This is a genomic window from Microcoleus sp. B13-B6 (assembly GCF_036705405.1).
GTDB lineage: Bacteria > Cyanobacteriota > Cyanobacteriia > Cyanobacteriales > Microcoleaceae > Microcoleus.
The window spans coordinates 31,876-57,297 of record NZ_JAUBUJ010000008.1 but is presented as its reverse complement, the minus strand read 5'-3'; the positions used below and the strand labels follow the sequence as shown (position 1 = coordinate 57,297).

Annotated in this window: 23 protein-coding genes; 14 read left to right on the top strand and 9 right to left on the bottom strand. The window is 44.1% G+C overall.

All coding sequences use genetic code 11. From position 1 onward, the window contains the following. The first annotated feature begins 252 nt into the window (after window positions 1-252). Together QUB35_RS05635 and QUB35_RS05630 are read left to right on the top strand one after the other, a co-directional pair. Complete coding sequence (locus QUB35_RS05635) at window positions 253-789, top strand: hypothetical protein (protein WP_333140155.1); 537 nt, start codon at window positions 253-255, stop codon at window positions 787-789. After that, complete coding sequence (locus QUB35_RS05630) at window positions 783-3,284, top strand: protein kinase domain-containing protein (RefSeq protein WP_333140153.1); 2,502 nt, start codon at window positions 783-785, stop codon at window positions 3,282-3,284. Before QUB35_RS05635 ends, QUB35_RS05630 begins: the two co-directional genes overlap by 7 nt. 375 nt (window positions 3,285-3,659) lie before the next feature. On the opposite strand, the gene QUB35_RS05625 is transcribed toward QUB35_RS05630, so the two are convergent. After that, on the bottom strand, window positions 3,660-5,072 hold the full coding sequence (locus tag QUB35_RS05625; protein ID WP_333140151.1) for a hypothetical protein: 1,413 nt from the start codon (window positions 5,070-5,072) through the stop codon (window positions 3,660-3,662). Window positions 5,073-5,253: 181 nt separating this feature from the next. Between QUB35_RS05625 and QUB35_RS05620 the strand changes: the two genes are divergently transcribed. Next, on the top strand, window positions 5,254-6,279 hold the full coding sequence (locus QUB35_RS05620) for a hypothetical protein (protein WP_333140149.1): 1,026 nt from the start codon (window positions 5,254-5,256) through the stop codon (window positions 6,277-6,279). A 209-nt stretch (window positions 6,280-6,488) separates the two neighbouring features. Here QUB35_RS05620 and QUB35_RS05615 read toward each other — a convergent pair whose 3' ends face one another. Continuing rightward, window positions 6,489-6,812: a TMEM14 family protein gene (locus QUB35_RS05615; RefSeq protein WP_333140147.1), complete on the bottom strand. Its 324-nt coding sequence runs from the start codon at window positions 6,810-6,812 to the stop codon at window positions 6,489-6,491. Between the two features lie 125 nt (window positions 6,813-6,937). Here QUB35_RS05615 and QUB35_RS05610 point away from each other — a divergent pair, with 125 nt between their 5' ends. From QUB35_RS05610 to QUB35_RS05595, 4 genes are all read left to right on the top strand, one after another. Next, window positions 6,938-8,242, top strand: a complete 1,305-nt coding sequence (locus QUB35_RS05610) for an ATP-binding protein (RefSeq protein WP_333140146.1) — start codon at window positions 6,938-6,940, stop codon at window positions 8,240-8,242. Window positions 8,243-8,611: 369 nt separating this feature from the next. After that, window positions 8,612-9,058 carry a tellurite resistance TerB family protein gene (locus QUB35_RS05605; protein WP_190739853.1) on the top strand — a complete coding sequence of 149 codons (447 nt, stop codon included), beginning with the start codon at window positions 8,612-8,614 and terminating at the stop codon, window positions 9,056-9,058. A gap of 153 nt (window positions 9,059-9,211) precedes the next feature. After that, window positions 9,212-9,625, top strand: a complete 414-nt coding sequence (locus QUB35_RS05600) for a thioesterase family protein (RefSeq protein WP_333140143.1) — start codon at window positions 9,212-9,214, stop codon at window positions 9,623-9,625. Between the two features lie 252 nt (window positions 9,626-9,877). After that, window positions 9,878-10,849 carry a putative 2-dehydropantoate 2-reductase gene (locus QUB35_RS05595; RefSeq protein WP_333140141.1) on the top strand — a complete coding sequence of 324 codons (972 nt, stop codon included), beginning with the start codon at window positions 9,878-9,880 and terminating at the stop codon, window positions 10,847-10,849. A gap of 150 nt (window positions 10,850-10,999) precedes the next feature. Here the strand turns inward: QUB35_RS05595 and QUB35_RS05590 are convergent, their stop codons facing one another. The 5 genes from QUB35_RS05590 to menA all read right to left on the bottom strand — a co-directional run bounded on the left by QUB35_RS05590 (window position 11,000) and on the right by menA (window position 15,726). Then, window positions 11,000-12,433 (bottom strand): 2-succinylbenzoate--CoA ligase, encoded by a 1,434-nt coding sequence (locus tag QUB35_RS05590; protein WP_333140139.1) that lies wholly within the window; start codon window positions 12,431-12,433, stop codon window positions 11,000-11,002. A gap of 147 nt (window positions 12,434-12,580) precedes the next feature. Next, complete coding sequence (locus QUB35_RS05585) at window positions 12,581-13,615, bottom strand: o-succinylbenzoate synthase (RefSeq protein ID WP_333140137.1); 1,035 nt, start codon at window positions 13,613-13,615, stop codon at window positions 12,581-12,583. Window positions 13,616-13,626: 11 nt separating this feature from the next. Beyond that, window positions 13,627-14,427: a 2-succinyl-6-hydroxy-2,4-cyclohexadiene-1-carboxylate synthase gene (gene menH / locus QUB35_RS05580; protein WP_333140135.1), complete on the bottom strand. Its 801-nt coding sequence runs from the start codon at window positions 14,425-14,427 to the stop codon at window positions 13,627-13,629. A gap of 5 nt (window positions 14,428-14,432) precedes the next feature. Then, a complete protein-coding gene (locus tag QUB35_RS05575; RefSeq protein ID WP_333140133.1) occupies window positions 14,433-14,678 on the bottom strand; it encodes a hypothetical protein in 246 nt (81 codons plus the stop codon). Between the two features lie 151 nt (window positions 14,679-14,829). Further along, window positions 14,830-15,726 (bottom strand): 2-carboxy-1,4-naphthoquinone phytyltransferase, encoded by an 897-nt coding sequence (menA, locus tag QUB35_RS05570; RefSeq protein ID WP_333140131.1) that lies wholly within the window; start codon window positions 15,724-15,726, stop codon window positions 14,830-14,832. 448 nt (window positions 15,727-16,174) lie between these two features. Between menA and QUB35_RS05565 the strand changes: the two genes are divergently transcribed. Beyond that, a complete protein-coding gene (locus QUB35_RS05565; protein ID WP_333140129.1) occupies window positions 16,175-17,608 on the top strand; it encodes an isochorismate synthase in 1,434 nt (477 codons plus the stop codon). 15 nt (window positions 17,609-17,623) lie between these two features. Continuing rightward, entirely contained in the window at window positions 17,624-19,603 is a 1,980-nt protein-coding gene (gene menD, locus QUB35_RS05560) for a 2-succinyl-5-enolpyruvyl-6-hydroxy-3-cyclohexene-1-carboxylic-acid synthase (protein WP_333140127.1), read from the top strand. A 129-nt stretch (window positions 19,604-19,732) separates the two neighbouring features. Here the strand turns inward: menD and grxC are convergent, their stop codons facing one another. Continuing rightward, complete coding sequence (gene grxC, locus QUB35_RS05555; protein WP_333048639.1) at window positions 19,733-20,047, bottom strand: glutaredoxin 3; 315 nt, start codon at window positions 20,045-20,047, stop codon at window positions 19,733-19,735. A 264-nt stretch (window positions 20,048-20,311) separates the two neighbouring features. On the opposite strand from grxC, the gene QUB35_RS05550 reads away from it, so the two are divergent. Beyond that, the gene (locus QUB35_RS05550; protein ID WP_172188518.1) at window positions 20,312-20,527 is read left to right on the top strand and encodes a hypothetical protein; all 216 of its coding nucleotides are present in this window, start codon (window positions 20,312-20,314) and stop codon (window positions 20,525-20,527) included. 173 nt (window positions 20,528-20,700) lie between these two features. Here QUB35_RS05550 and QUB35_RS05545 read toward each other — a convergent pair whose 3' ends face one another. Then, window positions 20,701-21,567: a WYL domain-containing protein gene (locus QUB35_RS05545; protein WP_333140126.1), complete on the bottom strand. Its 867-nt coding sequence runs from the start codon at window positions 21,565-21,567 to the stop codon at window positions 20,701-20,703. Window positions 21,568-21,664: 97 nt separating this feature from the next. Here QUB35_RS05545 and cas3 point away from each other — a divergent pair, with 97 nt between their 5' ends. The 4 genes from cas3 (at window position 21,665) to hepT (ending at window position 25,421) form a co-directional block, all read left to right on the top strand. Beyond that, window positions 21,665-23,857: a type I-D CRISPR-associated helicase Cas3' gene (gene cas3, locus QUB35_RS05540; RefSeq protein WP_333140124.1), complete on the top strand. Its 2,193-nt coding sequence runs from the start codon at window positions 21,665-21,667 to the stop codon at window positions 23,855-23,857. A 281-nt stretch (window positions 23,858-24,138) separates the two neighbouring features. Continuing rightward, window positions 24,139-24,333, top strand: coding sequence for a hypothetical protein (locus tag QUB35_RS05535; RefSeq protein ID WP_332980042.1), 195 nt, complete (start codon window positions 24,139-24,141; stop codon window positions 24,331-24,333). 210 nt (window positions 24,334-24,543) lie between these two features. Then, complete coding sequence (gene mntA, locus QUB35_RS05530) at window positions 24,544-24,993, top strand: type VII toxin-antitoxin system MntA family adenylyltransferase antitoxin (protein ID WP_333140122.1); 450 nt, start codon at window positions 24,544-24,546, stop codon at window positions 24,991-24,993. Next, entirely contained in the window at window positions 24,990-25,421 is a 432-nt protein-coding gene (gene hepT / locus QUB35_RS05525; protein WP_333140120.1) for a type VII toxin-antitoxin system HepT family RNase toxin, read from the top strand. The genes mntA and hepT overlap by 4 nt, the downstream gene beginning before the upstream one ends. Window position 25,422: the final 1 nt, after the last annotated feature.

The following is a 25,422-nucleotide window of genomic DNA, read 5'->3' as shown; positions in this document are numbered from 1 at the left end:
TAAAATCTAAAATCGATTGACCACCTCTTTTGCTATAATTTGTGAGCATCTTTCGGCTCGCCCGCACCGAGGGGCAAGACCCCTCACCCAGACAGCGACCGAAAAGCCGAGGATAGATATCAGTTTTCAGAGGATATTGCAATGGGCGAATTTTTTACAGTCGATGTGTTTGCGAACACGATAGCGGTACTCGGCGCTTTGGGTTTTTTCTTTTTGGGATATCAAGCTTTGCAGATGTTGAAAAAATAAAGTATGTCCGAACTGAGATGTTACACCATTGTCAAGAACGGGCAAGATGCCCGTTCCACAAAGAATGATTTTTCTTGTGGAACAGGCATCTTGCCTGTTCCTAAACAAGTAATTGAGAATGGTGCAATATCTCAGTTAGAACTGAGATGTTGCACCCTTGTCAAGAACGGGCAAGATGCCCGTTCCACAAAGAGTGAGTTTTCTTGTGGAACAGGCATCTTGCCTGTTCCTAAACAAGTAATTGAGAATGGTGCAATATCTCAGTCAAAAGTCAGAAGTCAGAAGTCAGAAGGAAAGAGGTCTGAAGGAAAGAAGTCAGAGGGAAGAAGTCCGATGGAAGTCGGAAGAAGGAAAGAAAGAAGAAGGAAAGAAACAACTATTCCGAATACCCACTGCCCTGTTTTGCCCATGCCCAATGCCCTGTTTTGCCCATTCCCCGGAACACCTAATTTACCTGAAAAAGGCTATACAACTGACTCAACAGTGCAACTGTTTCTTGCGAAAATCAACCAAAAAAAGGCTGCGTTATTATCATGGTGAGCCAACTTTTAGATGGACGCTATCAAATCATTGAAGTCATAGAAACAGGAGAATTTGGGCAAACCTATCTGGCCAAAGATATTCGCCGTCCCGGAGAACCGCAGTGCTTTGTCAAGCACCTGCGTCCCGGTACCACCGAACCGAAATTAATTAATACTACGCGCCGTCTTTTTCAAAAAGAAGCAGAAGTTCTAGAAAGGCTCGGTCAACACGACCAAATTCCTCAGCTATTCGCTTATTTTGAAGAAAATGAAGAATTTTTCTTAGTTGAATCTTTTGTTGCCGGTCACTCGCTATCAACCGAGATTGTACCGGGCAAACCTATGAGCGAAGAAAAAATGATTGCTTTGCTGAAGGAACTGTTAGAAATTTTAGTGTTTGTACACGGACAGGGAGTAATTCACCGAGATATTAAACCAGCAAATTTAATCCGCCGCTATTCAGACAACAAGTTAGTTTTGATTGACTTTGGCTCGGTGAAAGAAATTCACATCGCTCAAAGACAAGCACCGGTAACGGTGCGGATTGGCACGCTGGAATATATGCCGATCGAACAATTTCAATACAACCCCCAACTCAATAGCGATATCTACGCTTTGGGAATGATTGGCATCCAAGCAATGACGGGTTTGCCGGCTTACGATTTGCCGAAACTGCGGGATTTGAAAAATTCTAATAAAGGCGAAATTGTTTGGCGGCATTTAGCCGTGTGTTCCCAAGCGCTGGCCGATGTTTTGGACAATATGGTGCGCTATGATTTTCGGGAGAGGTACCAGTCGGCGGCGGAAGCTTTAGCCGATTTGAGGAAAATTGGCGATCGCTCGCGGGCACGGATTCCCAAGCTAACAATATATCGCGAAGAAGTCGATCGGCGCAGCAGCAGCCGGGGTGATATTACAGTCGTCGGTCGGAGAATATTAGATGAACTGCGCGTCAGTTTGGAATTGCTGCCAGAAGAAGCAGAGGCGATCGAAGATGAGGTATTGAACCCTTACCGGAAATACAGGGAAAAAGGCGAACGCTACGAACAATCACTGCAAGAAGCAATGCAGCAAGAATATCCTTTTTCTCTGGAAACTCGCGAGGAGTTAAAACGCTTGCAGCAAGTTTTAGGGCTTACTGACGAAGATGCCGCGACAATCGAAGAATTAGTCATTCCTAAATCTTTATTCGCTAAATTGTACAAGGCGATTACCACAGTTTTGGAGGGACACCGCAACCCCAATGGGCTACCACCGAGTAGCGCCCCTCACCTCGAATTGCAGGCAAGTCCGGCGGTATCCCCGCAGGTAAATCTGAACGGAAAAACCGATTTGTCGAGATCCAGCCCAGCAGCACTTGTCCCCAAAGAAACTCGCAAATTCAATCCTTATCTTGCCGGGGCAACAATTGCGGCTATCTTAGCTGCGATCGGCGGAGTTTACGGATATCTCAAGTGGCAAGAATGGCAGCAGCGAGTCCAGAAAGAATCCCAACAGATCACTCAAATTGAAGCTCTTTATACAGCCAGCAATTATGAAGGCTGCATCAGTCAAATACCAACAATTGCCAACACTTCCAGCACCTATTCGTCCGCTCAGGAGTTACAAGAACAGTGCCAAGCAGGTCTGCGTTGGAAGAACGCCAAAGTCAAAAATTTCGCTCAGCATTCAGATGCAGTTGGGTCTGTTGCTTTCAGTCCAGACGGCTTAATGTTAGCCAGCGGTTCTAAAGACAAAACCATCCAAATCTGGGATTTAGCTACAGGCAAGTCGATCCGCACTTTTCCAGGAGATTCCTCCACTATTTGGTCGGTTGCTTTTGACTCAAACGGTACGAAACTGGCGACTGGCACCGGTTTTTGGCGAGTCATGCTGTGGGATTTGAAAACAGGGCAAGTGATTCGCAGTCTCGACCACACTGCTTCTGTTTGGTCTGTCGCCCTCAGCCCCGACGGACAGCTTGTGGCTAGTGCCAGCGGAGACAAAACCACGAAGATTTCGGATGCAACAACTGGCCGTTTGATTTACAATTTGCCCGACCATACAGATTTTGTTTATTCTGTTGCTTTCACTCCCGATGGAAAAAGTTTGATTAGCGCTTCTAAGGATAACAAAATTACAGTTGTTGATGTAGCAACGGGGAGGTTGCTCAAAACTCTTGAGGGACACGGCGACGCGGTGAGGTCGGTTGCTGTTAGCCCGGACGGGAAGACAATTGTTAGCGGTTCCTATGATGAAAGTATTAAAATCTGGAATCTCGAAACCGGAGATTTAATTCGCTCTATCAAGGGACATTCTGACGATATTGTCTCGGTTGCTATCAGCCCGGACGGGCAGTTTATTGCCAGCGGGAGCAAGGATAAAACTATTAAAATTTGGGATTTTGCTACCGGAGAACTGCTGAATACTTTGACGGGACATTCCGATGAAGTTTATGTGGTGACTTTTAGTCCCGATGGTAAAACTATTGCTAGCGGTTCTAAAGACAATACTATTAAGTTGTGGTTGAGGTAATATTATTTTAGATTTTAGATTTTAGATTTTAGATTTTAGATTTTAGATGGGAATGACTTACTGCATAATGGTTGGGAATTTCCCTACAGTTGCATCCTTTTGAGGAACTGGTGTAATATCAATTCCGGTCGATTACCCCTAATATCATGTCCGATCGATTGACCGCGATTAAAGGCCGGGGCGGGTTTACAGATTTTCCCGTTTCTATTCAATATCTTGGTGAACCCGCCCCTACAGGAATCATGGTTAATTGACCGGACATGATATAATACAGTAGGGGCGGGTTCACGAAAAATATCTGCCAATAATTGACAATCTCAAAAACCCGCCCTTTTAATCGCTCGATCGTAAATGATATAATTAGTCATTGGTCATTTAATTGCTGTAATTAAGCTCGCTTTTTAAGGTTTGGGGAAAGTGCCAATAAGGCGTTTCTAATTCGTCCTCAGTTGGAGAATTTTCAGTTGAGTTTTCTCGGATTTGAAAAAAGTGGTAGAGGTTAGCGACAGTTAAATCGGATATTTCTTGCCAATTCGAGGCAGCTAAACCTTGATAGCCAGTAGCGATCGCCTGCTGGCTGACATAAAATTCGTATCTCCGCCGGATTTCCGGCGACACAGCGAAGGTTAGTTGGTCGCGCAAGGAGAGAAAGTGAGACTTTTGCTTTAAAGTTTCATAAAGTGAAGGTTCGGCAGCTAATACCGCGAATGTAGTGTACACGCTGCTTTTTAAACTATCGCCGGTGAGTTTATCTAAACTAGCTAACTGGTGCTGCTCTTTTGGAGACAAAGTTTGCATCCAATCCACCTCATTTTGCCAAAATTCTATTACACTTAAATCATGACCCAGAATCCTAGTAACTTCGGGAAATAAAAAATCTAGTTCGGGTTCGGATTCACATCCTTTAACAACAGTTAGAATATCTTGACAAATTTTTGATTGGAGTTCCAGCAGGCGATCGCTCACCATATCGTAGGCCCGCTGCAAGTGAAACGTGACCCCGATCGCCTGCTCGATCGCCCAAACACATTCCATTTGCCTGAGCTTTCCGGCAGAACACAGCCCATCCAACAAACTGGGATTGTCATAAATTTTTAAAGCCTCAAACAGCATATCCCGCCCGCCATTAATTTCGGAATTCCGAAGTTTAAGATCGGGTACTGTCAGGGCTGACTGACAGCGTTTGACAGCCTTAGAAAAAATATCGTAACCGTTAACCCATTTCTGGCGGTGCATTTCAAAATTAGAGTCGTGAGCCACCTTAAAAATCTGCTGGATCACCTCTACTCCCCTATCTTTGAGGATGTGTCTGAGATCGATAAATCCGTCTTTAATTTTTAGCTTCTGGTGCTTTGCCTCTTCTCTGATTTTTAATACTTGGTTGAGGTTTACTGCTGACAAAACTGTGCTCGATACAGCGCCAATACCAATGACAGCAGCAGTTGCTTGCATCACTGCCAAATTAATTTTCAGACAGTTAAGCATTCTGTATGTTTTTTGAAACCCCTGATGAGTTTGAGCAACCTGCAACGGCGCCACTGTCACGTACACGGGAGCTACCAGCGGCTGTATGGGGCCACCTCCGGCTAACTGTGCGAGCAATCCTAGAACTCCGCGCGAGGAGCTAGTTCCAGTTGTTGATTGATAAAAGATTTTTGCAAGCTCCACAAACTCCCCTGTCACTGGATCTCTAGCTGCGGGGAGCAATTTTCCTGTTTTGGTAGTAGGCTGTACCAGTTTGCCAGTATTAAGTAGAGCCTGAGTTGCAGGGGTGAATATATAATCCATGTTGTGACACCAGTTTTAAAAAAATGCAACTGTAGGCAAGCTCCAAACCACGATAGTCACCAGTCATTCCCAATTCTTCAATTCTTTAATCTAAAATCTAAAATGGTATGACTTAGCTCGTATTCAAAAAGGCAGATGTTCTGTATTGTATGCTATTTAGGGAAACGAGGCATCAAAGGAAATGAATGAGTATCTCAAGGTATTCCAGGCTCTTACCCAGTTTAGCGATCGATTGCTGGCCGACGAACATCAATCCCTAGAGATCAAACAGTCAGCTACCCAACTCAGCTTAGATGTGGAACCTTGTATTCAGGAAATCAAGCAATCAGCCCTCAGACTCAAGGGGCTACTTCAGGTATGTTTCAAAGATGTATCTCACGCTGAGGATGTCTGGAATAGCAAGCCGAGAATTGCTGGAGCATCTCCTGTTGATGTCTGGGAGCAAATTGGCGAACTAAGCGGATGCGATGTGAGAATTCGCAGTTTAGGAAAACAGGGCCAATATGATGCTGTTTTTAAAGTTCGCAAATCGTGGAGCGACAAGGCTACCAAGTTAAAAAATCAGTGGTTTTTGTGGGATAAAAACCATCAAATATTTCAAAGAGATACTCTCGGTTTTTTTGAAAAAGATAATTTGCACAAAGAGTTACGGAATGAAGTTGATTACCAGGCAGAGCGAGTGATTTTAATTATGGAGAATGAACTCCATTTGATTTTTAAAGAATTACAATCTATTGATATAGAAAAAATTGAATTTTATATTGAATGCTTCGATCTCAACAGTCAATCGAGATTTAGAGAGAGACTGCAATCAATAGGCGGCGAGATTGTGTCGAAGTTTACGGAACCTCTGAAATATTTACCTGGCTCTTCTGTGAAGACTTTTAAAGAAACGCTGAAAGCCCCTGTAGAAGCTCTGGTTCATAAAAGCAAGATGGGAATCAGTTTGGTCGATTTTGAAGATTCCTGTAAAGTGATTGGGTCAATCATGGATAGTTTGATTGTAGCCATTTTTGAGGAGCGCATGAAACTGGCAACTCACACAGTTGAAAAAGCGATAAAGTTCTACAATGATTTTTTAGAGAAGCAGGCGCGGTATCAGCAAGAGACGCCGGAACAGCGAGCGGCGGAAAAAGATTGGATCGAATACCAGCGGCAGCAACTCAGGGAAGTTCAGGAGTATATTGATGCAGTCATTAGTCATTAGTCATTAGTCATTAGTTATTAGTCATTAGTCATTAGTCATTAGTCATTAGTTATTAGTCATTAGTCATTAGTTATTGGTCACTGGTTATTGGTTAGTAGTTATTGGTTATTGGTTATTAGAACGAACAACTAACAATTAACAAATAACCACTGACCACTAAAAACAGTCAACAGTCAACAGTCAACAGTCAACAGTCAACAGTCAACAAATTATTGATATTGACCGCTGATTTCGTAAACGATCGCGCCCAAAGATGCCAAACTAGCTAGAATCAGCATTCCGGCCGGCATGAATTTGCGAGTTTTTACAAGCCGTAAAATAAAGACTATTACTAAAACAGCCGAGATGACTGCTGCTAATGTTAAACCCCAACTTTGTCCCATAAGCTGCGCGGTGCCGGCAAAAATTAGCAGCGAACCGCTAATCAAGCCCGAAATGAGCGAGGCTTGGCTTTTGGCCTTGATATAACCCATGATGCCGCCAACCAGTGTTAAAATGCCGTAGCCGATCGCCGCTGCTGTACCTAAATTCATTTTTAATCCTCCCGATTTCACAAGTGCATCTAAATTTATACAGCGCGGCCTGCAATGAGTGTCACGAATTGTTAGAAAATTTATTAAAGCCAGTCAGGATATCTAACTGTTATACAATTGCCATTATGTCAGCCCTAACTTCTGGTGCGATCGCCCAAATCCGTTACCTCCAGCGCCTCGCAGCATCCCTGCTGCTGTATCAATCGGTTCTCAAAAGCCCCGCCGGCCAAGCTTTTCTCGATTTGCTGCAAGCCCTTCACCACAGCGAAGTCAGCGGTTTGGAATGTCAGATAGCTTACGGGAACTGGTTCAAACTTCAGGCTGCTAAAAATTTAAGCTGGAAAGATTCTTTGATTTCCGAAATTCTCAAAAACGAAAACCCCTTTTCACGCCGAGCACAGCAAACAGATTTTGCAAGTTTGCCCCCCGCTTTGGTGGAGGCCGCCCGACATGATTTAGAAGTGCTGCAAAATATTTACGAATGCAGCAGCGAACAGTTGAGCAAGTGGGTGCGGGTAGCGGGTCAACTTGACGCAGTGCCTCCGATTTGGCATTCAGAAAGTGTAGCAGAACAGGGAGATTTGCCGCTGCACGGAAAACTGGAAAAATGGTCGAGCGCTACGGAATCTTTGGCAGCTTATTACCGACAGTTTGGCACGGGTTTGTTTGCCGAATATCGCGCTTTTGCGTGGCGGGAAGGGCAGTTGGCGACTATTTCGCATCCCGATGGCATCACTTTAAAAGAGTTGGTTTGCTGCGATTGGCAGCGGGATGCTCTGGTGAAAAATACGGAGTTTTTGCTTGCTGGTTATCCGGCTTTGCACGTTTTGCTGTACGGAAGCCGCGGTTCGGGCAAGTCTTCTTTGGTGAAGTCGCTGTTAAATGAATTTGGATGTCGCAATCTGCGCTTGATTGAAGTATCTAAATCGGATTTGCAAGATTTGCCGCTAATTGTCGAGCAGTTGCGGGGAGTTCCTCAAAAGTTTATTATTTTTGTGGACGACCTTTCCTTTGAAGAAGATGACGATGCTTTTAAAGCTCTGAAAGTTGTTTTGGAGGGGAATGTCACTGCTCGCTCTCAAAATGTGGTAGTTTACGCCACATCTAACAGGCGGCATTTAATTCGAGAGTTTTTTGACGACAGGCCTCGTCCCAGCGACGGAGATGAAGTTCACGCTTGGGATACTGTGCAGGAAAAACTTTCATTTAGCGATCGATTTGGCTTGACTTTAACTTTTGAACCGGCAGATCAAAACACTTATTTAACTATAGTCCGACATCTGGCAGAACTCGCTGGAATCAAACTCGCTCCCGATGATTTGGAACACCGCGCTAAAGAATGGGCAACTCGTCGCAATGGGCGATCGGGCAGGACTGCGCGGCAGTTTGTTGATTTCCTGAAAGCAGATTTAGCCATTTTTCACAAGTAGATCGTCTGCGCTGGGAGGGCGGGTTTTAGCCGAGATGTTACACCATTCTCAATAAGTTTTTTATGAACAGGCTTTTCGGCCTGTTCCACAATAAAATTCACTCTTTGTGGAACAGGCCGAAAAGCCTGTTCTTGAGAAGGGTAGAAGATGTCAGTTTTACCTGAAATATGGGAAGGCAATTCAGGATCTGAATAAACCCGCCATTGCAGCGCCGAAGGGCGAAATAAAAATTCTTAATTTTTTCATAATTTTATTGATAATAAATAACTAACAAAATTTGATATAATTATCAAAATCTCCAAAGAAACCTCCAGAGCCAGAACCCATCCTGACTCCCTAAATCCACCACTAAATAAAGAGGAAAATATCATGGGTTTATTTGATAAAGTATCGCAGACTCGCCAAGAAACGGACGTAACGTTAGGGCCTGCCGAAGCATTTGCGGCGATCGCGCTAATTGCAGTAGCAGCAGACGGTTACATCAATGACAGCGAAAGTAAAGCGATTAGCATGACGCTATCTCGGATGCAACTGTTCCGCAGTTATCCCGATGACGTAATGAGAAAAATGCTCGATCGCCTGCTGATGATTCTGCAACGGCAAGGAGTTGAGGTACTGTTTAATGCGGCTTTGGCAACGCTTCCCGACGAACTTAAAGAAACCGTTTTTGCTGTAACAACTGATATCGCTTTAGCAGATGGCGAGGTTTCAGAAGAAGAAGAACAACTTTTGAACGATCTTTACAGTGCATTGGGGCTTTCCGAAGATATTGCCCTCAAGATTATAGACGTGATGTTGATTAAGAACAAAGGTTAAGAAATCAGGGGAAGGAGTGAGGAGGGCGAGTTTTACAATATAAAAAATTAGCGCCTACTTACTTAGCTAATAACTTCTCCAAAAGTGCGGGTTTACGGATATGATGGTTGGTAAAATTGCGATCCAATGTGCGATCGCCAGCTACTACCTCAAATGCCTTTCACTTACACCCGCACTGTTCACTTTCAAGATACCGATGCTGCTGGAGTCGTTTACTTTGCTAACGTTTTGGCGATGTGCCACGAAGCTTACGAGGCATCTCTAGCAGCATCGGGAATCAATCTCAAAGCATTTTTTAGCAATTCCGAGGTTGCCTTTCCCATAATTCATGCTAGTGTAGATTTTTATCGCCCAATGTTTGCGGGCGATCGGCTGATAATTCAATTGACGCCCAAACAAGTTACTGGCGATGAATTTGAAATTGCCTATCAAGTATTTTCTCAGGAAGTTGCAGGAAGAAGCGCTGCTAAAGCTCTGACTAAGCACGTCTGCATCGATGCCGTTAGCCGAACTCGAAAACAGCTATCTGAAGACTTGATGCAGTGGATGAGGAAATTTGAGAGTTGAGATTTCAGATTATACTAATTCTCAAAAGTCATGCAACAGTAGCTGTAGGGTGCGTCGCCACCTGCCAATCCTAAAAAAGAGTGACAATCTCAAAGCGACGCACCTTACCTCATAGTTCAGGAAACAAACCCAACACTCATGATTGTTGCTTTCTGGAGGCGAGAATTGGCATTAGTTCTATCTTTAAATAGTAGCAGGGAATGACAATCAAATTTCTGTTTTGTTGATAATTATTTCTGACTTTTTGATAGTATGTCAAATCGCAATTATGCCATTGTGGGCACGGGAGCTTTAGGCGGATTCTACGGTGCTAGACTGCAACAAGCAGGTTTAGAAGTCAATTTTTTGCTACGCAGCGATTACGATCATGTCAAAAAACACGGTTTGATTGTCGAGTCTCCCGAAGGCGACTTCACCCTCCCCCACGTCCGCGCCTACCACGACGCGCACAAAATGCCTAAGTGCGACGTAGTAATTGTAGCGCTGAAAACAACTCAAAATCACTTATTGCCCAAAATTTTGCCTCATTTATTAAAGGATAACGGCGCGGTTTTAGTTTTGCAAAACGGATTGAATGCCGAACCGGAAGTAGCTAAAATTGTGGGTGCAGAACGAGTGCTTGGCGGGCTGTGTTTTCTCTGCTCTTATAAAGTTGGGCCCGGTCATATCTTCCACCTAGATTACGGCACTATCACGCTGGGAGAATATGCCCAAGACTACAAAGCAATCGGTATTACTGATAGATTGCACCAAATTGCTAAGGATTTTAAACGTGCTCATATTCCTATTAAAATGAGCGAAGATTTGCTATTGTCAAGGTGGAAAAAGCTGGTTTGGAATATTCCTTATAACGGGCTGTCTGTAGTGTTGGATGCGAGAACTGACGAACTGATGGCTAATCCCGATACTCTGATTTTAGTTAAGGAAATCATGGGGGAAGTGGTAGCGGCAGCCAAAAGTTGCGATCGCATTATTCCCGATGACTTTATCCCACATATGCTCGACTACACTGAGAAAATGAAGCCTTACCGCACCAGCATGAAAATCGATTATGATGAATCGCGGCCCCTGGAAGTTGAGGCGATTTTTGGTAATCCGATACGGGTGGCGCAGCAAGCAGGTATTAAGTTGCGGCAAATAGAGGTACTTTACCGAATGTTAAAGTTTATGGATTTTCAAAGGCAAGAAGCGGAGAGGACGAGAAGGCTATTAGGTTTGTCGTAATTAGTCAGTTGACTGTTGACAGTTGACAGTTGACTGTTGACAGTTGACTGTTGACTGTTGACTGTTGACTGTTGACTGTTGACTGTTGTTAGGAGTCGGAAATAAGCATGAGAAATTTTGCCTTCTGCATTGATTGCGATCGCCTAATAATTATTGATATTTTATCGCAATTTCTTGCAATTGTTCTCGATTAACTTTGCCTTGATAATTGCGCGGCAATTGTTCGACGATTACCCAATATTTCGGTCGCTTAAACTTACTCAACTTATCTTCTATTGCCGCTTGCAGATTTTTGACCGTAACTTCGGAATTAGCGGGAACGTAGATAGCTGTAACGACTTGACCCCAATCTTTGTCTGGCAAGCCAATTACAGCAATATCCGCCACTAAATTAGTCGATCGCACAACGGCTTCAACTTCCGCCGGAAATACATTTTCTCCGCCTGTTATAATTTTGTCGCTGCTGCGTCCGACGATGTTTAAGCAGTTATTTTTATCAAAAAATCCCAAATCGTCTAATTGGAAGTATTGGCGATCGGTAAAATTTTTAGGATAATAACCCAACGCCAAAGATTTAGCATTTACCACAATATTTCCGATTTGATTATCGCACAAAATCTCGCCATTGGCACTGCGAATAGTTATTTTAGCGTGCGGTAAAATCTTACCTGAACTGTTATTGCCAGCGAGAAAATCTTGGGGTTTTAGTGTAGCAATTTGCGAGGCGGTTTCTGTCATGCCGTAACTTGGGGCTAATTTGATTTGATAGTTTCTAGCTGTTTCTAAAAGTTCCTGCCAAGCGGGAGCACCGCCCAAAAGTACGGCCCTAAACCGTCCAAGCCAATTAGCAGTATCTGGATTTTGCAGCAGCCGTTGCAGTTGAGTTGGAACTAAAGAAATGAAAAATTCTTCTGGTTCGATATCGCATATTTTACCATTTTCTAATTCTTTAAATGGCTGGATAGCGAGTTTTCCTCCGGTAGTAAAGGAACGCATGAATTGCATTAAACCGCTGACGTGGTATAATGGCAAAACGCAGAACGAGTTGATTTTGTCAACTTGAAAATATTGTTGAAAACCTTGTACTGATGCGGTTAGTGTTTCCCAAGTGTGGATGGCAAAACGGATTTTTCCTGAAGAACCGCCGGTGGGAATCATGATCGTATCAAAACCGCTTTTTGTCGGCGAATGGAATTCGGGCGAATGGAATTCGCGGCTATACAAACGAAGTCCGCCTTCGCGGACTGGGAGATGGGGATTTTTGGGAAGCGGGTATTGTCCCAAAATTAAGTCGGGTTGGACTAAATCAAAGACTTGTTGCCATTCTGGTTTTACCCAGTTGGGATTGCAGAGAAAAATCGGGCATTTGGCGGCGCGGGCGGCGATGAAACTTGCCAGAAATTGCACGGGTTCGGGTTCTGCGAGGCAAATTTTTAGGGGTGTTTTTTGTGCGGGATTTTGGGTGATTTCTTGAAATAGCCGATCGACAATTCTGGCAAATTCGCGACTGTCACAACCGATCAGCCAATTATCGGACAAGCTAGCCGCGATATCCAGGATATTTACTGTGAGATTTGTTGCCATAGATGCTTTCACCAAGTTTCTCGATTCAAAACAATTACAGGAGTTACGCACTCCGACAAAGAAACCGGGTTTTTTACCGAATTTGTCGGCTGCAACGGGTCTTTTCGTAAAAAACCCGGTTTCTGAACCCCAGGAGTAATCTAAAATCTAAAATCTAAAATCCAAAATCGAATGGTTGTCATCGAACCAGGAATCGGTGCCGAAGCCGAGTGCTCTCTTATTTAAAGACAATTGTGTTGCTAAGTTTAAGGCTGCTTGTCGGCCGATTTCGGTTTCAAATACTGATGATAAAACAGCGTCTATATTGTGAGTTTGACAAAATTTTCGCAGTTGGGATGGGGAACCAGCAATCGCAGGTTTAATGACGAAAATGCCCCGCCAGCCTTGGCTGTAGCACTCTTGGATGCGATCGAGGTTGGCGGCAGATTCATCAAGGGCGATCGCGGTTGCATAAATAGCATTCAATTCTACCATTTCCTGAAACTGTGTTACGGGCAGCGGCTGTTCCAAAAATTCAATGTCTGCGGAAAAGTCGGGAGTTGCTTTTACCTTGTCGCAAGCTTCCAGCCATGTTTTAGCCTGCGAGTAACTGAGTCCCCCGTTGGCATCTAACCGCAAAAATGCCGATTCTCGATCGCACAAATTGTGCATTGCTTGGATTAGCTGCTGAAAAATCTTTAATTCTTCCTCAATTGCAGCAACACCAATTTTCCATTTAAACGTGCGATATCCCTCTAACCAAAGCATTGGTAAAGCCTGCAAAGCTGTTTCACCTGCTGGCAATAAACCGCTGAACCGATTTTGCATTTTCTCCCCCTTTTGGGAAAGGTAAGTTAAATTTTCGCTTTTCTCCCCCCCTTGGCAAGGGGGGGCTGGGGGGGGTAAATTTTGCTCGTTTAGTGCTGACTCAAAGCCAAATTGACAAGCCGGCAATTCACCGGAAATAGCAAAAATCATCTCTGATGAAATATTACCTGGCAACGAGTTACAAAAATCTAAAGCTTGGTCAAAAGTTTCGGAACCAAACCAACTCAAAGGGGCAATTTCTCCCCAACCAATTTGATTATTTTCGCCAACAAGTCGCAGGATAATTCCTGATCGAACATCCCAAATGCCGTGACTTGTTTGCAGTGGACGCTTAAATTTTCGCTGATAAGTGCGAAAGTCAAATTGATAAAGCATTTGTTTTTTAGTTAATCATAAAATTGTCTCACAACTGATCCAAACTTATCAATATTTTCAAAATGGATATTGTGGCCAGCTTTTGGTACAATTTCCAGAGTAGCGGCCGGACACAAGCTGGCCATTTCGGTATTTATGGTTGTAAATTTATCATCATATTCTCCCGCTAGCAAGAGGATGGGAATTTGATTTTGTGCGAGTTTTTCCCAGAGAGAGGGCTGGTTACCGGTTCCCATGTTGCGAAGGGATTTGGCTAATTCTAAGGGATTGTTTGCTAAGCGGCTTTCTATGAGTTTGTCGAAGTTGGGAGAGTTTTTTAAAGATTTGAATAAAGGGATATCGTACCAGTTTAATAAAAAATCTTTAATGTTGCTCTTTTCCAGCTTTTGTGCTATCTGTGAATCGGCTTGCAGGCGGTGCGATCGCTCTTTTTCTGTCTTCAATCCCGGAGAAGCTGACTCTAACACTACTTTCTCGAATCTTTCAGGAAAATGTAATGTCATGTACAGTGCCAATCGCCCGCCCATTGAATAGCCCAACAACAAACATTTGCCTATTTGTAAACCATCTAATAACTCGATCAATGCTTGGGCTGTATTGGGCATATTGTAGCAACTTTCGTCGCCGATTACTCTGGTTTCTCCATGACCGGGAAGGTCAACTGCTAGGCAGCAATAATTTTTAGATAGTAAGGAAATGACGCGGCTAAAATCTTGAAAATTTCCAGTAAATCCATGCAAAAATAAAAGTTTTGGCGAGTTTTTATGACCCGTTAACGAATAGTGAAAGTGATAATTATTAAAGTTGACCATTTTCCTTACAACATCACTGCTATGTTATCAGGTATCGAGCCAGTATACTCTATTGCGACAGATTTTCCATTCCTTAATGAAAGCTTACTGTAAATTTCATCGCGTTCTGTTGCATGGGCTAAAACTTCACCTCGAATCACGTTTAATTCTTCATCTAATTCAGGATTGACGATGAGTACCCACTCATCAGGATATAGGCTAAAAATTTCTTCTAAACTCAATATTTTGTCAATTTCTGTTTGCGTAATCATGCTTTGATTCTCCTTTTTTACGATTCAATGTGAGGTACGGATTGCTAAATTAAAGAAGATTTTGAGAAGTCGCCCAACTCTGCCAACTCCACCAACTCCCTCAACTTAGCAAACCATACCTCCATTTTACCCGAATTCTCGATCGCCCGATCTACAAACCAAAGCCCAACGCCAGCAGCAATCCGCTCGAAAAATGCAGCGTAACTGCGATAAACTTAGAGTTGCTGACATGAACAGGTTGGTCGTGATAGTCTGTGACATGGCGGCAAAGGTCGATCGCAAATGGCAAACTCCCAAAAATCAACAGCGTCCAAATTGGGAACATTCCCAAAGCCACAAATAGCACAGTCAAAGCATAAACGCTGCCGCACAACCACTGCAACAACTGGGCACCTTTCTTTGTACCGAGTCGCACAATCGGCGATTTTTTGCCTGCCGCCAAATCGTCATCAACTTGATGAAAGTGGGAACAAAATAAGATGATACTCGTAGTAATTCCCACGATTACCGACGCTGCCAAATTAGTTGCAGACCAAGTTTGAGTTTGACTGTAATAAGCAGCGGCTAAGGCTAGTGGCCCAAAGGTGAAAAAGCAGATTATTTCCCCCAAACCCTGATAGCCAAGACGAAACGGAGGCCCTTGATAAGTGTAGCCCAGAGCACAGCATAAAACTACTAGCAAAATTACTGTTGGGTCTTTTTGCCACCAGCTTATGGCGCAGATTCCAGACACTCCGACTGCTAAAAACAGATTGGCTAGCCCGAAAATTAAAGCTTTATTTCCGGTTAAGTTAACTAGGGAATGCGCTTTGTTTTTATCGATGCCTGTTTCCGAGTCAAATACATCATTGCTGAGATTCAGCCATGCTATAATCAAAATGGCTGACATTAAAAAAGTCGAAAAAATTGACGAATTAATCGTTTGAGTTTCGGCAAAAGCAACTGCTGTTCCTACTGAAATAGGAATCACCGCAACGCTGTACATAGGTGGCTTGATTGCCGCCAGCCACAATTTACTATTTGAACGTTCAATTAACTTTGTTGTCATTACACAAACTTGATGCAATTGATAGCAGCGTAGTAATTTTACAATTTTATTGGTGAAGAAACTCTACTCTGTATCTGGTTGAGTGCGCGGCGGGCATCCCTTGAGAGGCTTTGCGGGCGATCGCGCGCCCGGTAATGCCCGTCTGCAAACCTCTGCGGGGTCGATCGCATGAGAGTCGAAATTGAGTCGCTCAATCTTAAAGTTTTATGTCTAAATGTTTCGATTGATCGCGCCTTGGCGAAAGCGTTGCGATCCGAAGGAAAGCCCGCCCCTACGGGGGCTACGCCAACGAAGACGATCGTCTGTTTTTTGCCCCCCGCTGAGCCCAAACTTTCCGGGAAACTCGAAAGGTCATGTTTTGCGATCGCCCTCCCGTGCTTAGATCGAAATAGGGGTTCTAGCGGGACAAAACCGCACTCTTTCTGACAAATCTGCTATTCTCGCTTTCATGACAGTAATACCGCACCGCGCTAATCTTTTACAAGACCGCAATCAACTGCATCAGTTTCTGTTAGATTGCCAGCAGTCTTTAACCGAAAAAGATCAAACAAAAATAGTTAGTATTTCTCAGGAGATTGCCCCCGTCGATCCGCTAGTTGTACTTCAAGAGATTTCCGAACCTTGCCAGCGGCACTTTTACTTTGAAAAAAGAGACCCGATTTCCGGCAACTGTTTTGCGATCGCCGCCCTAGATTCGGCCATCCATTTAACAGTAGCCGGAAGCGATCGATTTACCCTCGCTCAAAATTTTATTCAATCTTGTCTTGCCCGAACAATTACCATCGGTACAGAACGCTTGCCCTTCAGCGGGCCGCACTTTTTTTGTAGCTTTGCTTTTTTCGATGAGAATGTCGCCACCAATTCTTACTTTCCCCCTGGCACCGTATTTTTACCAAAATGGCAGATTACTCGCCTGAAAGATAGCTGCACACTTGTTGCAAATGCTATTATTAACCGAGATTTAAATATTAATATCATTACGGATAATATTTGGGAAAGTTTTGATAAAATTGCGTCTCCTCCTTACAAAAAAATCACTTCTATTAGAAACAGTTCCATATTTTTAAAACAAATTCCTGTGAATGATGCCACTCAATTTAAAACATCCGTCAAGTCAGCTTTAGAATTGATCCACTCTCAATATTTCAGTAAAATTGTTTTATCCCAAGCAATAAATGTCATTTCCAAAACCCCTTTTAATTTAATAGACTCCTTAAATAACTTGCGCCTTACTTATCCCGGTTGCTACGTATTTTCCACCAGTAACGGCAAAGGTCAAAATTTTATCGGTGCCAGTCCAGAACGGTTAATCAGCATTCACAAAAATGAATTAGTAACAGATGCCTTAGCTGGTTCGGCACCGAGGGGGAAAAATGAAGCGGAAGATGCGAATTTAGGCAAAGGTTTACTCAACAGCGAAAAGGATATTCGAGAACATCGAGTTGTAATTGATTTTATAGTCGATCGCCTGTCGAGTCTCGGTATCAATCCCGACTTTTCTCCGGTTCCCAGGCTGCTGCAACTGTCAAACATTCAGCATTTGTGGACACCCATAAGGGCTAGAATTCCCCGTGATATTCATTTATTAAAGATTTTATCCCAACTGCATCCAACGCCAGCGGTGGCGGGCGTACCGAGAGATATTGCCCTACAGCAAATTCGCGGCTGCGAAAGCTGCGATCGCTCTTTGTACGCAGCACCCCTCGGCTGGATCGATCGCACCGGCAACGGCGAATTTGCCGTGGGCATTCGATCGGCATTAATCGATGGCGATCGGGCTATACTGTATGCTGGTGCTGGTATTGTGGCGGGTTCCGAACCCGAAAAAGAACTAGCAGAAATTCAGCTCAAATTACAAGCACTTTTAAATGCTTTAGTTTAGCAATATATTAGAAAAATGATTGATTTTCGCAACACAAACACTCTCTGGTCTTCAATATTAGCAGAGACATTGCAGCGGTTGGGATTAACTACCGCCGTCATTTGTCCCGGTTCGCGATCGGCACCGCTAACAATTGCCTTTGCCCTGAACAACAAAATAGAAACTATTCCCATACTTGACGAACGTTCAGCCAGCTTTTTTGCATTAGGAATTGCCAAAAAATCCGGTTTACCAACAGCACTAATTTGTACATCAGGAACCGCCGCCGCTAACTTTTATCCTGCGATAATAGAAGCCAGAGAAAGTCGAATTCCGCTGCTAATATTCACAGCCGATCGACCTCCCGAACTGCGGGACTGTCACGCCGGACAAGCGATCGACCAAGTGAAAATATACGGCAATTATCCGAACTGGCAAGCCGAATTAGCGATACCTTCTGCGTCCAGAGGAATGCTAGACTATCTGCGGCAGACGATCGTGTATGCTTGGGAGCGATCGCAATTTCCAACACCCGGCCCCGTCCACCTCAACATCCCCTTTCGTGACCCGCTGGTACCCGTTCCAGACATAGCTGTAGAAGCTTTAGAAACACAATTCAATCCCGAACATTTCTTTGCAGGATTAGAACCCATTTTCGCAGGAGAAAGCTCTACCCCCCCCAGCCCCCCCTTGTTAAGGGGGGGAGAAGAAAGTACCATGCAACAATGGCAAAAGTGCAGCAAAGGCATAATTATTGCAGGCGTTGCACAGCCTCAATTTTCCGAAAAATACTGTAGTGCGATCGGCCAAATTTCCAAATCCTTAAACTGGCCAGTTTTAGCAGAAGGACTATCCCCAGTCAGAAACTACGCCCAACTAAACCCCCATCTAATTTCCACCTACGATTTAATCCTGCGAAACCGCGAACTAGCAGATAAATTAACCCCAGAAATCGCCATTCAAATCGGAGACTTACCCACAAGCAAAGAACTGCGAAACTGGCTAGACAAAACCCAACCAAAACGCTACATAATCGACCCCAGCCACCACAATTTCGATCCCCTACACGGCCAAACAATTCACCTGCGAACCTCCGTAGAAAATCTCGCAACTAATCTCGCAACTATATTAACTCAAGTCCCCTCCCTGAACAAAGGCGAGTCAACTCTTGTCCCCCCCCTTATTAAGGGGGGGTTAGGGGGGGATCGAGCCCCTGCTACCACTAATATCCCCCCTCAAATCCCCCCCCTAAACAAGGGGGAATCAACTCAAATCCCCCCCCTAAACAAGGACAAATCAACTCCAGTCCCCCCCCTTAGCAAGGGGGGGTTAGGGGGGGTTCAAACCTCTCCCTCAAACGAATACCTCCAACTTTGGCACAACACCGAAATCCAAGTCAGACAAACAATAGACCAAAAAATAGCAACAATTAACAACATAATCGAGCCCAAAGTTTCCTGGCTGCTTTCCCAAATTTTGCCACCAGCAACACCGATATTTATTGCCAACAGTATGCCCGTCAGAGATGTAGAGTTTTTCTGGAAGCCGAACAACTTAGAAATAAAACCGTTTTTCAATCGCGGCGCTAACGGTATAGACGGCACATTATCAACTGCTTTGGGAGTTGCTCACCGCAATCAAAGCAGCATCCTGCTAACAGGCGATTTAACACTTTTGCACGATACAAACGGTTTTTTAATTAAAAATAAATTTGTCGGTCATCTGACAATCCTATTAATTAATAACAACGGTGGCGGAATTTTTGAAATGTTGCCCGTTGCCAAATTTGACCCGCCCTTTGAAGAGTTTTTTGCCACGCCGCAGGATATCAATTTTGCTCATTTGTGTGCAACTTACGGCGTGGAACACGAGATAATAGACGATTGGGAACAGTTCAAACAAAAATTAAATTTGCTGCCAAATAGCGGGATTCGCGTCTTAGAATTGCAAACAGACAGGCGATCGGATGCTAAATGGCGGCAAGATAATCTAAGTAAATTTGCCAAAGATTTGTAGTCACGACTTTTGTCAATAAGCTTTTCGCGGGCGGGCAAGATGCCCAACCCCTACTCCCCACAAGCAGAAAATTCACTCTTTGTGGAACAGGCATCTTGCCTGTTCTTGGGAATGCTGCAATATCTCAGTTTAAACTGCTGGTTGAGCTAGCAGCGAATCTAACTCTCCTTCTGCATCAAGTTTGTGAATATCATCGCAGCCGCCTACGTGTTGGTTATTAATGAAAATTTGGGGCACGCTGCGGCGTCCGTTAGCCCGATCGGCCATTGCCTTTCTAGCGGCTTCGTCGCCATCAATTTTGTATTCTGTGAAATTTACGCCTTTCCACCACAGCAAAGTTTTGGCGCGGATGCAGTAGGGACAGGTTTGCCAAGTATAGATTTCCACATTGGCTTTGATGCGATCGGGCTTGCGGCCCAAGATGGGATTGAGAAAATCAAGCATTTTCAGTACGGGGGTAAAAATTAAAGTGGTTGGGGGATTAACGATCATTTTAGCGAAATGCCATCAGCCCCACGTCCTACCCAACAATCGGCGCGGGATGGAATTGCCCGTGGCAACCTGTGGCCCTGTGACCCAAGTCACAACTTGACTCTACTCGGATCACTTGCTTTCACCCCTGACAATCACCTTCGCGGCCTCATTAATATCACTGAGCTTTTGAGGAAAGCAGAAGATGATAAATATATCGAATTCAACCGCACTGCCATGCACCCCGTACAACTCCTCCCCGGCGCTATCTCTGAAATCCTCGCTTCTGTAACGGATACAGGCGTTTTGACTCTGGCCGATCGCTACGGTTTAATGGCCGCCACCTTCGACGACTCTCTGAATGACGAAGACAGAGGCTGTGTCAACCGCTTGCTGCGCGCGGTGCTCCGAGGCCGAGTCCAAGTAGTCAACGAACTTTCAGCAGCATTCTAATCGGGATTTGAAGTTTTGTTCTGAAGGCAAGGTGAGTCAGCGGTAGATAAAAATAGTTGAAACTCAGGCAGGAGTGGAAACAGCAGTAATTTGAATTCGATTTAAAGTTTTCTCCTCTAACTCAACAACGGTTTTTTTGTCAAAGCAGCCTTTACCGGCTGCTTTTTTTTGATCTAATCGCGGATTTCGAGGTTGTACTGGCGGCAGAGGGCGATCAGTTTTTGTTGGAAGCGATCGCGCACTGACTCTGGGGCAACAATCGCGCAATCTTCCCAGTAAGGAGCGATTTCGCGAAAAAACCAGAAGGTATTTGAGATATTCCGAATCACTCGCTTGATAGGCGGATCGCCTTCTGGTTCGCTGACTTCCTCATCTTCCTGCTTGCGTCTGTAGTTAAAGGCAAGTCTGCCGGATAAATGAAATTCTACGGGAATCCGCGCTAAATCTGGCAGCCAAGGTCGATCGACCGAAATCACCGCAGCATCTTCAATGCGATCGAGTAGCAGCGTCCAGTTGTGTTCGAGTCCCGGTACGTCTTGATTACCTTCCGATTCTTCGCAGCGACACATTAAATACTGTCGCTTTTCTATGGGGACAATGCGAGCGTGCAAGATGGTGTAATGCCAAAGGCGATCGGTTGCATCCCGGTAAGACAGGCGGAAGGGTTGCTGTCTGTGAATAAAATTGTCGATTTTTTGCCGCCAAGTAGGTAAGGGGTTGCTCAAAAACTGATCGATTTCAGCCCGGAAAGGGAGAGTCAGTTCGCTGCGATCGCTCAACAATTGGGCAATAGCCAGCGCTTCATCAGTTTTGCCCAAGTCAAGCAATTGCTGTCGGGCGATGTCTAGGGCTTTGATGCGGGTTTGGGGCCAGTCGTGGTTGGGGGCGATCGTCAGTTGGCGGCGGGCGATCGCTTCTATCAGTTTGGATATGTTCGGGCGATCGCCCCACGTCTTCCCGAATTCTTGGGCCAAGGCTTCCAACTCAGTTTTATCTCGTTCAGAAACCGATAGGGTGATCGATTGACCTTTGCGACTCATAAATGTACGGACACTTTATCTTGGTACAGGGTTGATTATCTCTATTGTCGGTGTCAATATGGGAAATATCCAGTTTCTACGGACACAGATTCAGCATATGTCCGATTACCAAATTACTCTCAAATCCGTTTACTCCTGTCCCGCTGCGGAAATTCCCAAGGGAGTCAAATTACCGGAAAATTGGAAACTCTCTTGGCATCAACTCGAAACTTTAAAGGCAATTCGCGATCCGAATATTGATGTCATTATCAATACCGCGATGACCGGCGACGGTAAAAGCTTGGCGGCTTATCTAGAAACACTTCTCCAAGGAATACTCCAAGGGTATTACAATGTCATTGGACTGTACCCAACAAATGAACTAGCTCGCGACCAAGAAATCCAAATTAAGCAATACCTGGAGTTGTTTAAACTCGTTGATGACTTGCGAGTTTCGAGACTGAGTGGCCCGGAGTTAGAAATTTACGCCGAAAGTGAAAACATCAAAAAGTGGGAGGCGATCGCCACTCGCACTCAGCAATCTGAAATAATTCTTACTAATCCTGACATTTTTCACTACCTCCACCGCCATGCTTATTTAACTCCCAAAGATAGTCCGAATAAGCTGTGGAGTCCGATCGATACTAGATTCAAGTTATTCATTTTCGATGAATTTCACGTTTTCACTGCTCCGCAAATTGCCAGCGTTATCAACACCATGCTGTTGATTAAGCACACCAACGGCCGCAAAAAGTATCTATTTCTGTCAGCAACACCAGATGAACAATTAATTCAGCTTTTACAGAAAGCTGGTTTTCAACCGAAGATCATTGATCCGCTGACAGAGAACAAATATCGGTTTCCAGATACAGCAAGCCAAAATCTTGAATTACAAGCAGAGGGATGGCGGCAAGTATCGCGAGCAATTTCTTTAACTTTCATTTCTCTGGAACCTACCTATCAAGCTACCGAAACTTGGCTTTGGGAAAATCGCAATTTAATCGAAGATTATTTTCGGCAGCATCCGGGTAGTAAAGGAGCGATTATTCTCAATTCAATTGCAGCCGTCAAGCGTCTAACTCCCAGATTTAAGGAATTCTTGCATACTCTCAGAGTTGAGGAAAACACCAGTTTGACGGGGAAAGGAGATAAAGAGCGATCGCTCGAAGCCGACTTAATTTTGGGAACTAGCACCATTGATGTCGGCGTTGACTTCAAAATTAATTTCTTAATTTTTGAATCTGCGGATGCAGGCAGTTTCATTCAGCGACTGGGACGGCTGGGACGCCATGACAGTCACGAAAAAGATGGTAAAAAGATAGCATTTAATCAGTTTACAGCTTATGCTCTCACACCTAACTTTTTAGTAGCAAGACTATTTGAAGACAAGGATGAACCGCTAGTAGCAGATGGTATTTACGATCGTCCTAACTTCCACGCTCAAATCCGCGATAACTACCGCAAAATCAATGATTTCCGAGGCTATTACAAACGGTGGGCCGGGGTGCAGTCAGTTTTGCTCAGCAGCAGTCAAGGATTAGCTCACGAAACCATCAAACGGGAATTTGCAGAAAGTCATAAAGCATTTAAGAAAGATTGCGAACAAGTCTTTGACACCAGTTTGGGAAGGGTGAGAGGTTGCGTCAAGAAATGGACAATAGAATGGCAGGAGTTATCGAAACAAAAAACTGGAAATCCCATTGCCGAAGATGCTTGCAGTTTTCGAGGTTCGAGTTCTCTTCAGTGTGGTTTGTACGACCTCACCGAGCGAAACGAAGCAGACCGATTTAAGACCTACGATTTGCCGGGAATTTTGAGCAATTTGGAAATTGAACCTATGACAGAAGCCGCTTATATGCGACTGCTGCAAGAAACCGCAGAACGGACAGGTCAACCCATCCCTAAAGGACGTTTTGAACGTTGTTTAGCCTTTATGAAATTGCAAATTTATCGAGAGGAGCGAATCAATTGGAAATTTATCTATCCCGGAGATTTGGGCGAAGTTGCAGATGCTTGGAAAGTTCAAGTTTTGTTGGGTATTCAGGTTTTGCAGCCGGGAAATCGCTGGATTAATGAAATTAACAAGCGGCTTAAATTGCGTGGTTTGGTGAGTTACGTCATCCGCTATCCGGTTCAGGAAGCTAAAAAACGGCTGCAATTGCCCATGCACTTTCAGATCTACCCAATTGACGAGTCTGGTAGGCACGAACCCGGAGCACCTTACTCGGTGGCCTTCGGTCAATCGGCCCTGCTTTTGGATACTCTCGCTTATCGGATCAAGAGTAAAGGGGGTGAAACGTGGATTTGTTGAAAGCTCAAGCCCTGATAGGGATTTGGGTGAGTGAGACGGAGAGGAAGCTTACGCCAGTAAGTGCAGACGTATTCGTTTCAATCCCTGATAGGGATTTAGACCAAGTATGTTTTTGGTCTTACCCCGCTCAAACATAAGGGTAACACGCGGTAGAGGACAAGTTTAGTAAATACTGACATATTCGACTGTTGTATAAGTCTGAACTTTAATTTTTTAAGCGATCCCTTGATTTGGCCTATGGACAGGTGTTAGCGTCAGATAAATTTAGTTAGGAGGCTCACATGAGTAAAAAACAGCGAATTTTGCAACTTCTGTTAGACGGAAAACCTCACTCCAAAGAAGAGTTGATACCCATAACTCACAGGTTCAGTGCGGCTGTCGAGTCGCTCCGCAAGGATGACGGGTACGACATTGAAACTGTTCGCGTTGCTCACAATGTTTACGTCTACCAGATGGCCTTAGCCAAGAGTGCATAGTTTTATTGAGACTCTTTACTTCTGAAAGAGTCTCTTCATTCACAAGGGAAGCTCATCGGTAGCTTGCGGCGTTAAGTACAGACATAGGTAGTCTCAACCCCCAAAAAATGGCTGGTTAAGTCACTTGTCAACAAAACTGCAAACTCTGAAAAAATTTTATTCTGCGAAAGCTTCCCTTTTCTTTCTACAACCTAATTTTTCACAACTGCTATGAACACTCAATCTCTATTTGATATGAAGATCCTTGATTCACGACTTCAAGAAAAAATTCCTTACCTCAAAATGTTAGTTTTGTTTGGATCTAGAGCAACAGGAAAAACTCATGCTAAAAGTGACTGGGATTTTGCCACACTCTATGATGAAGACAAACGGAAAGCTTGCATTGGAGAGCGTGCTTTTGCTTGGTTTGAGGTTCCTCAAAAACTCGGCGAAATTTTTGAAATCAACAGTGATGAAATTGATGTTGTTGAGCTAAACAGATGCTCCTCACTTATTGCTCATTTTGTCGCTCGTGATGGCAAGGTTTTGTATGAAAGCGAACCGGGAGAATTTGAAAAATTCAAACAAAAGGCTTTGATGAGCGATTCAGAACTGAAGCAAACAGAGTGGGAGCTTCGGAATAAAATTGAGTTGTTTTTGAAGAAATGGGATGTAGTATGAGTATTGAGCCTACAGTTGTTTTAAGCAGATTGGAGTTTATTGGTAATTATCTTCTAGAATTAAGGCGCTTTCGAGGAATGAGTTTAGAAAATTACTTGAGTAGTTTTGACCATAAAACAATTTCGGAGCGAATTATGGAATTAATTGCTCAAGCTGCGATCGATATCAACGAGCATATCCTAAGTCGCGACAAAAATATTCAGCCTCTCTCCAATAAAGACTCTTTTGTCAAGGCTGGACAATATGGAATTATCACCCCTGAACTTGCGACAGATTTAGCACTGTCAGCAGGACTCCGTAATATTTTAGCTCACAGATATTTGGAGATAAATTATGTAGAGCTATTCAATGGTATTCAAGCAGCATTAAATCAATATCCGAGCTATATCCAACAAATCACTGAATATCTTAATTCTAGGAGGAAGTAGA

What these genes read in the sequence shown, in the direction of transcription:
- QUB35_RS05635 (WP_333140155.1), top strand. Translation starts at nt 253, where the DNA reads ATGTCCGAACTGAGATGTTACACCATTGTCAAGAACGGGCAAGATGCC.
- QUB35_RS05630 (WP_333140153.1), top strand. Translation starts at nt 783, where the DNA reads ATGGTGAGCCAACTTTTAGATGGACGCTATCAAATCATTGAAGTCATA.
- QUB35_RS05625 (WP_333140151.1), bottom strand. Translation starts at nt 5,072, where the DNA reads ATGGATTATATATTCACCCCTGCAACTCAGGCTCTACTTAATACTGGC.
- QUB35_RS05620 (WP_333140149.1), top strand. Translation starts at nt 5,254, where the DNA reads ATGAATGAGTATCTCAAGGTATTCCAGGCTCTTACCCAGTTTAGCGAT.
- QUB35_RS05615 (WP_333140147.1), bottom strand. Translation starts at nt 6,812, where the DNA reads ATGAATTTAGGTACAGCAGCGGCGATCGGCTACGGCATTTTAACACTG.
- QUB35_RS05610 (WP_333140146.1), top strand. Translation starts at nt 6,938, where the DNA reads ATGTCAGCCCTAACTTCTGGTGCGATCGCCCAAATCCGTTACCTCCAG.
- QUB35_RS05605 (WP_190739853.1), top strand. Translation starts at nt 8,612, where the DNA reads ATGGGTTTATTTGATAAAGTATCGCAGACTCGCCAAGAAACGGACGTA.
- QUB35_RS05600 (WP_333140143.1), top strand. Translation starts at nt 9,212, where the DNA reads ATGCCTTTCACTTACACCCGCACTGTTCACTTTCAAGATACCGATGCT.
- QUB35_RS05595 (WP_333140141.1), top strand. Translation starts at nt 9,878, where the DNA reads ATGTCAAATCGCAATTATGCCATTGTGGGCACGGGAGCTTTAGGCGGA.
- QUB35_RS05590 (WP_333140139.1), bottom strand. Translation starts at nt 12,433, where the DNA reads ATGGCAACAAATCTCACAGTAAATATCCTGGATATCGCGGCTAGCTTG.
- QUB35_RS05585 (WP_333140137.1), bottom strand. Translation starts at nt 13,615, where the DNA reads ATGCTTTATCAATTTGACTTTCGCACTTATCAGCGAAAATTTAAGCGT.
- menH (WP_333140135.1), bottom strand. Translation starts at nt 14,427, where the DNA reads ATGGTCAACTTTAATAATTATCACTTTCACTATTCGTTAACGGGTCAT.
- QUB35_RS05575 (WP_333140133.1), bottom strand. Translation starts at nt 14,678, where the DNA reads ATGATTACGCAAACAGAAATTGACAAAATATTGAGTTTAGAAGAAATT.
- menA (WP_333140131.1), bottom strand. Translation starts at nt 15,726, where the DNA reads ATGACAACAAAGTTAATTGAACGTTCAAATAGTAAATTGTGGCTGGCG.
- QUB35_RS05565 (WP_333140129.1), top strand. Translation starts at nt 16,175, where the DNA reads ATGACAGTAATACCGCACCGCGCTAATCTTTTACAAGACCGCAATCAA.
- menD (WP_333140127.1), top strand. Translation starts at nt 17,624, where the DNA reads ATGATTGATTTTCGCAACACAAACACTCTCTGGTCTTCAATATTAGCA.
- grxC (WP_333048639.1), bottom strand. Translation starts at nt 20,047, where the DNA reads ATGCTTGATTTTCTCAATCCCATCTTGGGCCGCAAGCCCGATCGCATC.
- QUB35_RS05550 (WP_172188518.1), top strand. Translation starts at nt 20,312, where the DNA reads ATGCACCCCGTACAACTCCTCCCCGGCGCTATCTCTGAAATCCTCGCT.
- QUB35_RS05545 (WP_333140126.1), bottom strand. Translation starts at nt 21,567, where the DNA reads ATGAGTCGCAAAGGTCAATCGATCACCCTATCGGTTTCTGAACGAGAT.
- cas3 (WP_333140124.1), top strand. Translation starts at nt 21,665, where the DNA reads ATGTCCGATTACCAAATTACTCTCAAATCCGTTTACTCCTGTCCCGCT.
- QUB35_RS05535 (WP_332980042.1), top strand. Translation starts at nt 24,139, where the DNA reads ATGAGTAAAAAACAGCGAATTTTGCAACTTCTGTTAGACGGAAAACCT.
- mntA (WP_333140122.1), top strand. Translation starts at nt 24,544, where the DNA reads ATGAACACTCAATCTCTATTTGATATGAAGATCCTTGATTCACGACTT.
- hepT (WP_333140120.1), top strand. Translation starts at nt 24,990, where the DNA reads ATGAGTATTGAGCCTACAGTTGTTTTAAGCAGATTGGAGTTTATTGGT.